Origin of the sequence: Acetobacterium sp. (assembly GCF_030652775.1) — a bacterium.
Classification (GTDB): Bacteria; Bacillota; Clostridia; order Eubacteriales; family Eubacteriaceae; genus Acetobacterium.
Window position 1 is genome coordinate 1 of sequence record NZ_JAUSPS010000088.1, and the last position, 6,469, is coordinate 6,469.

At 41.3% G+C, this 6,469-nt stretch carries 6 protein-coding genes; 4 read left to right on the plus strand and 2 right to left on the minus strand.

The window, feature by feature from the left end; all coding sequences use genetic code 11:
• Positions 1–56: 56 nt before the first annotated feature.
• The 3 genes from xerC (at position 57) to Q7J41_RS15760 (ending at position 2,343) form a co-directional block, all read left to right on the plus strand.
• Positions 57–953, plus strand: coding sequence for a tyrosine recombinase XerC (gene xerC / locus Q7J41_RS15755; RefSeq protein ID WP_370651029.1), 897 nt, complete (start codon positions 57–59; stop codon positions 951–953).
• Positions 944–1,063 (plus strand): hypothetical protein, encoded by a 120-nt coding sequence (locus Q7J41_RS17825; protein WP_370651030.1) that lies wholly within the window; start codon positions 944–946, stop codon positions 1,061–1,063. Before xerC ends, Q7J41_RS17825 begins: the two co-directional genes overlap by 10 nt.
• Positions 1,064–1,191: 128 nt before the next feature.
• The gene (locus Q7J41_RS15760; protein WP_304889391.1) at positions 1,192–2,343 is read left to right on the plus strand and encodes a leucine-rich repeat protein; all 1,152 of its coding nucleotides are present in this window, start codon (positions 1,192–1,194) and stop codon (positions 2,341–2,343) included.
• A gap of 385 nt (positions 2,344–2,728) precedes the next feature.
• Here Q7J41_RS15760 and Q7J41_RS15765 read toward each other — a convergent pair whose 3' ends face one another.
• A complete protein-coding gene (locus tag Q7J41_RS15765) occupies positions 2,729–3,421 on the minus strand; it encodes a magnesium chelatase domain-containing protein (protein ID WP_304889392.1) in 693 nt (230 codons plus the stop codon).
• A 121-nt stretch (positions 3,422–3,542) separates the two neighbouring features.
• Between Q7J41_RS15765 and Q7J41_RS15770 the strand changes: the two genes are divergently transcribed.
• Positions 3,543–4,391 carry a DMT family transporter gene (locus Q7J41_RS15770; protein ID WP_304889393.1) on the plus strand — a complete coding sequence of 283 codons (849 nt, stop codon included), beginning with the start codon at positions 3,543–3,545 and terminating at the stop codon, positions 4,389–4,391.
• A gap of 90 nt (positions 4,392–4,481) precedes the next feature.
• Here Q7J41_RS15770 and Q7J41_RS15775 read toward each other — a convergent pair whose 3' ends face one another.
• On the minus strand, positions 4,482–5,654 hold the full coding sequence (locus Q7J41_RS15775) for an MFS transporter (protein WP_304889394.1): 1,173 nt from the start codon (positions 5,652–5,654) through the stop codon (positions 4,482–4,484).
• Between the last annotated feature and the right edge of the window lie 815 nt (positions 5,655–6,469).

Genomic DNA, 6,469 nt, shown 5'->3' on the forward strand with positions numbered 1-6,469 from the left:
CGTACTTCTTGCATTAGTAAAATTCAGGAGCAAATACTACAGTAGGTGTTATTTTTATGTGCGAAAACGAAATTACTATGAAAATTATTGCAGAGGTCACAGACCGGTTCCCAGAGGTGGATGGAAATGTTCTAAGAGACATTATTGAGTCAGCGCTCTATAACTACGAGATCCAACCAAAGACAACGGCTCTGGTGGTGCAGTCAGACATGAACGAAATGATTTTACTGTACCTGGCCACAAAGAAGCTGGATGGATTAAGTGACAAGACCCTGGCAAATTATGCGCTGCACTTGCGCCGGTTCTCGAATTACTTCCAGAAAAATGTGGCGGACATAACGGCCATGGATATCCGGATGTTTCTGGCAGATCTGGTCAAATACAAGAATATTAAAAACTCGACACTGGAAACAGAGAAATCAATTCTCAAGAGCTTCTTTGTTTGGTTGGAAAATGAGGATTACATCGTCAAGAGCCCTACCAGAAAGATAAAGTCGACTAAAGTTGAGAAGCGGGTCAGAAAATCGCTGACCGCTGAAGAACTGGAATTGATGCGGGATGCCTGCAAGACGAACCGGCAACGGGCTTTACTGGAATTTACATTCAGCACCGGTGGCCGGCTGTCAGAGATCACGCAGATCAACATCCAGGACATCAACTGGAATGATCGATCGGTGAACATCATCGGAAAAGGCAACAAGGAACGGACTATCTACTTTTCGCCAAAGGCAAAGATTTACCTGCAGAAATATTTCAACGATCGGCAGGCAAACCAGATGAGCAGTGACGCGCTGTTTGTTTCCCAGAAAAAGCCGTATGGAAGGTTAGGAAACCGGGCAGTAGAAAAAGAGATCGGCCACATCGCCGAACAGGCAGGATTCGATAGGTTGTTTTTCCGCATCTTCTCAGACATACATTCGCTACCCTGGGTCACAAGGCCGGGATGCCGCTGAATGTGCTGCAGGAGCTGATGGGGCATTCAAACCCAGGGACCACGCAGATCTATGCGGCGCTGGACACGGAAACGGTTAAGGCAGAGTATCGGAAACGGATTATTCAATAAAAAAAGGGCCATCTCTTGATTGAGGTGGCCCTTTTTCATAATTATTAACAATCATGAGTAGGTTAGGTTGTTTTTTATTCAATATTTTGCTAAGATATACTTAATAATAAAAAACAGGGGGTAGGAATATGAAAGTTTACTTTAAAAAAGCTGTTTGTTTACTTGTTGCATTAGGCGCGCTATTTTTAACGATGCCGTTGGGGGCTATAGCCAAAGAAGCATCCGCTAACAGCGACTTCATTTATAAGGGTATAGGTAGTGATGTCTATATTACTGGATATAGAGGAAATGGCGGAGAAGTAGTGATCCCAGAGACACTTAGTGCGAGTAAAGTTGTTTCCATCGGCAAGGCAGCTTTCTCGCATTGGGATGAAATAACTAGTATTGTTATCCCTGGTGGCGTGACGTATATTGGCGAAGAAGCATTCTATCATTGCAGCGGATTAACAAATATAGAAATTCCGGATAGTGTGACTTTTATTGATGAATGTGCATTTGAATACTGCGATAAATTGACAAGTATTACACTGCCAAAAGGTATAACGTCGATTAGTTCGTATACATTTACTAAGTGTAGTGGGTTAACTAGCATTGCAATTCCTGATGGTGTTACTTCCATTGGGTGGGCTGCTTTTTCATATTGTACGGGGTTAACTAGCATAGTAATCCCAGATAGCGTGACTTCTATTAGCGGGCTTGCGTTTAAGGATCACGATGAAAGTTTGGTTATTTATGGTGTTGAGGGTTCTTGTGCCGAAACATATGCACGAGAACAAGGGATACGATTTTTAATTGATGAAAGCTTGGACAAGAAAATTCCAATCATTTCCTATCAGACCCACGTTCAAAATATTGGCTGGCAAGAAGATGTCCTACAGGGGGGAATGTCTGGAACAGAAGGCATGGGATATAGACTCGAAAGTATCCGCATCAGTTTTGAAGATGATGCTAATTACGATTTGGGCGTGGCGTACTCTACACACGTCGAAAACATTGGTTGGCAAGCCGAAATATCGAACGGGGCCACGGCTGGGACAACAGATCATGGCTTGCGTCTTGAAGCAATAAAAATCAGGCTGACAGGGGCTGATTCAGATAAATTCGACATCTACTATCAAGTCCATGCGCAAAATTTCGGGTGGCTGGATTGGGCCAAGAATGGAGATAGCGCCGGAACCGCAGGATTTGGGTATCGATTGGAAGCAATAAGAATCTCGATTGTACCTAAAGGAGATCCATCCCCAGGTGCAACATCGAGACCTTTTGTTCAAATGCAATAAAAATTATAAGGGTTTAACATATGCTGATTACTTTAAAACAAATTTTTCAACGAAAATACGCCATATAAGCACAGCTTTTTGATAAATAGCCCATATTCTCGTTTTAAGCAGTTTTAGCCATCACAGGTAATAAGTGACCTGTGAAAACCGGATAACAAGCCATATTTGTAGAACAACTGATGGTTTTGTGGTATAATTCGATTAATCGTTCCAACCGGGCCACTGGTTCAAGCATAAATGAGGTTGGACAAAGAAAAACAATGGTTGATGTGCACAATCTATAATTCCACTTGCTTTGCGGGACCGTATTAATGATATGGTCCTATTTTTGTGAAAAGAAAAAGATCCGGGGAAAAACCCGAACCTTGGTATTATTGCAAGCTCATTATAGATATAGATTTGCGTTAGGTGGGCCGCTCATCAAGACGTTGTGAGCCCCAGCCGCAGCAATTTCCAATGCACGTTTGGCCAGATCCTGACCCCTAATGTCAGAAAAATCAATGCTATGACAGCTTTTTTCGACGGTCAGGAGAGCATTGAGATCGACCTTGAAGGGTTCAATGATCAGTTCGTTTTTTAAAAAGGAAACGGCTTCGTGAAAATCGTTTAATGGATAGACATTCACATTCTGAACTACTGCGGCTTCATGGCGATTTTCAAAAGGAACCAGAATGTTCGATATACCAGCTTCTTTGGCAGCCAGCACCATCGGTAAAACCCCATTGACGCTTCTTATTTCGCCGCTGAGAGATAATTCCCCGATGATCAGATAATTTTCAGGATGATCCCAGGTCAGCTGATCCGAAGCACTTAAAATACCCAGCGCAATAGCCAGATCAAAAGCCGGCCCTTCCTTTTTCAGGTCGGCGGGAGCAAGATTAATGGTGATCCGATCCATGGGATATTTAAAACCGTTGTTTTTAACAGCCGAAAAAACCCGATCCTTGGATTCCTTAATACCGGCATCCGGCAGACCTACCAGTGAATAAGAAGGCAATCCCCGGGAAATATCAATTTCAACAGTGACAATTACGCCATTTACACCTAGCAGTCCGCTACTTTTTACCTGTGATAACATACAAAGTTTACCTCCACCTTATTATGGATATTATACAGCAAATAAAAGTAAAAATATAGAGAAAAAACTGAATTTGTGTTATCATCAAAAGACAAGTTGAAAGTGATAAAAGGAGATAGCTATGGAAAAAACAACAAAGGGAACCATATATGTGCTCATTGCTATGGTTTTGTTCAGCACCGGTGGTTTTTTTATTAAGCTCATCAATGCCAATGCTTATACCATCACCTTTGGCCGTGCTTTCATCGCCGGGCTTATTTTTCTGCCCCTGATCCAATGGAAGAAGTTCAGGTTTTCAAAAAACTATCTGGGTCTGGTGATCGGGTATTGCTATTTGTGCATTATGTTTGTGCTGACAACTAAAATAACAACCGCCGCCAATGCAATTATCCTGCAATGCACAGCCCCATTATGGCTCTATTTATACTATGTGATCAGAGGAAAAAAAATTACCGGCAGAGAACTGATTCCGCGGTTACTTATTCTTGTTGGGATTATTGTTATTTTAAGCGCCTCGGCGGGAGGAAACCTGTGGGGTGATTTACTGGCATTAAGCAATGGTGTCGCCTATGCGGTGGTTCAGCATTTTATGGACAAGGAGTACCCTGTTTCGGATAACTCGATCGTCGGTTTTAATAATATCATTCTTTGTCTGGTGATATTGGCGCTGTTTCCAACACAGCTTGATTTTACGGGATTATCGATGGCTGGTTGGTTGGGACTAATTTTTCTGGGAATTTTTCAACTCGGTCTGTCCTATCTAATATTCTTTAAGGGAGTGCGGATGATTTCGGCGTTGAAAGCGTCCATGGTATCTCTTTTGGAGCCGATTCTCAATCCGATTTTTGTTTTTTTCTTTGTCGGGGAGATGCCCTCAGTCTATTCTTTAATTGGTTTTGGCATTATTCTATTTGGCATCGCTTTGACGATGATACCGGCAAAAACCGGTAGACAGATTGAAGAGTATTGAAAATCTCATTGCGTTAAAATCCTGCGACGAAAAAAACACCCGTCCAAACATAAGTATGTTTGGACGGGTGTTTAAGTTATTGACTTTTATTTATTCTGGTTGCGGTGTCTCTGGCTGTTTGGGCTTAATCAGCAGATAAGCAATAGCGGCCACGGCAAAGACAGTCATTGATACATAGAAGGGGAATTTTATATTTTCGGTCATGCCCGTGATGCTGCCAAGGAAGGCAAAGATGTAGGCAGAACAAAATCCGCCGATATTCATACAGGCCATAACAATTCCGGAAGCAGTTGCCATTTGACTGGGATGAACCGCAGCGCCTAGATCCATGAAAATGGTTGGCATAATGAAACTGAAGCCAACGCCGGCAGCGGTTGTTCCAATATACATAAATAGAATGGAATTGCCTAGTCCAACGCTTACCATAGCAATTGCCAGCATGGCAAGACCAACAGCAAATGTATTTTTCTTGAAAATACCAAAAACTTTTGCAAAAATAAACCCACCAGCCATTCCACCAATAGTGAACATGGTTAGAACCAGCGCTGCATCCGCTGCGCCACCCATACCGGTAACGGCAATAATGGTGGACATATTAACCAGCATTGGATAGACTAAAGCCGTGATTAAGAAAATTGCCAGAGCAAAACCAAAAACGGAACCCGGTAATTTAGGCTTTGCTTCACCAGCTACTTGAACCGGAGCTTTTTCAGGTTCCGGCAAGAACAGGATTAAAACCAACGTAATGACTCCGAGTGCATGGGGAAGGAAAGCATATTGCCAGGCAATACCAGCGGCCATACCGCCAAGTAATTGGAAAAGGATTCCGCCAACGTTGGCAACAACATTACCAAAACCCATCATTTGGGCACGAACCTCACCATCAAAGAAGGCAATAATTAGAGCACCACCAAGTGGCGTGACGATCCCAAGACCAATACCAAAGATAGCACGAACAGCTAAGATGGCAGTAAAACTGGAAGTTGCCATGAAATAGGGTGCCACACCACCGCCAATAAAGAGAATCATACCGATTAGTAACAACGTTTTGTATTTAACGACTGTACCGGCAATTCGACCGGAAATGAGGGTCGCCGGGACAGACATCAGTACCGCCAGTGTTGATACAAGTAATAGGGTGGTAAATGGAATATCCGGGTATGCAGCGGCAATGTTGGCGATTGCTGGTGTAATGGTTCCAACACCCATTTGAACAAAGAACATTGACAGAACAGCAATTTTTAAAAAAGTATTATTTTTCATAATTTCACCTTTTCTTCAAAATATCTCCCCGAATTAAACAAGGAGACTCATTTTTTTCGCACAGCCCTGATTTTAAAAATGGGTTGTGTCGGGTACATCTTCAACAGAAAGAATGGGGAAGATCCTGATAACAAGTTAGTAATACGGCACAAAACATTCGTTTAAACGTTTGCTGTTTAATTCAAAGAGCAACGAATGATAGTATGAGTGCAATAAACAATGCCTTTTCTTCCGACCTCCTTTCAAATTGGTGTGCAATTTACCCATAGATGAACTATTTACAATCACTAAATAGTGACTGGTCAGAACAACGATTAACAACTGCTTGAACATCAGAAATATAAGTTATTTGTGTATAATATTAGTTATGTTTAAGCGTGCTTTGATAATAGCATGTAAAATGCAGTTTGTCTAGCATAAATTATACAATAGTTATAAATTACGAAAATAAGCAAAAAAATAATTAATTGACAAACGTTTAAAACATAAGTATTGAAATATTTACAGTGTATGAAAATAAAAGATAAAATAAATTAAAGTTTGCTACCGGGTATTTTAATATTAGTTATAGTTAAACAACTGAAGAAGGAAGTGATGATAAAATTGCAGAAAAATAAAACAGCGTCGTGTTGAAAACGACGCTGCCATGATAGGATCAGGATAAGAAATTACGGATCGATTAAATGATGATGAAATTTTTCTCAATTCGCGCGGTAAACTTTTTTTCGATTTCATGGGATTCTTTAATCACATGGTCATTTAGCTTTGCATCAAGTCCCATATTATTCAGTAAAAGCCGGATACTAGAGTTTATA

Excerpts from the sequence above, each read along its gene's own strand:
- xerC (WP_370651029.1), top strand. The coding sequence starts at position 57 with ATGTGCGAAAACGAAATTACTATGAAAATTATTGCAGAGGTCACAGAC.
- Q7J41_RS17825 (WP_370651030.1), top strand. The coding sequence starts at position 944 with ATGCCGCTGAATGTGCTGCAGGAGCTGATGGGGCATTCAAACCCAGGG.
- Q7J41_RS15760 (WP_304889391.1), top strand. The coding sequence starts at position 1,192 with ATGAAAGTTTACTTTAAAAAAGCTGTTTGTTTACTTGTTGCATTAGGC.
- Q7J41_RS15765 (WP_304889392.1), bottom strand. The coding sequence starts at position 3,421 with ATGTTATCACAGGTAAAAAGTAGCGGACTGCTAGGTGTAAATGGCGTA.
- Q7J41_RS15770 (WP_304889393.1), top strand. The coding sequence starts at position 3,543 with ATGGAAAAAACAACAAAGGGAACCATATATGTGCTCATTGCTATGGTT.
- Q7J41_RS15775 (WP_304889394.1), bottom strand. The coding sequence starts at position 5,654 with ATGAAAAATAATACTTTTTTAAAAATTGCTGTTCTGTCAATGTTCTTT.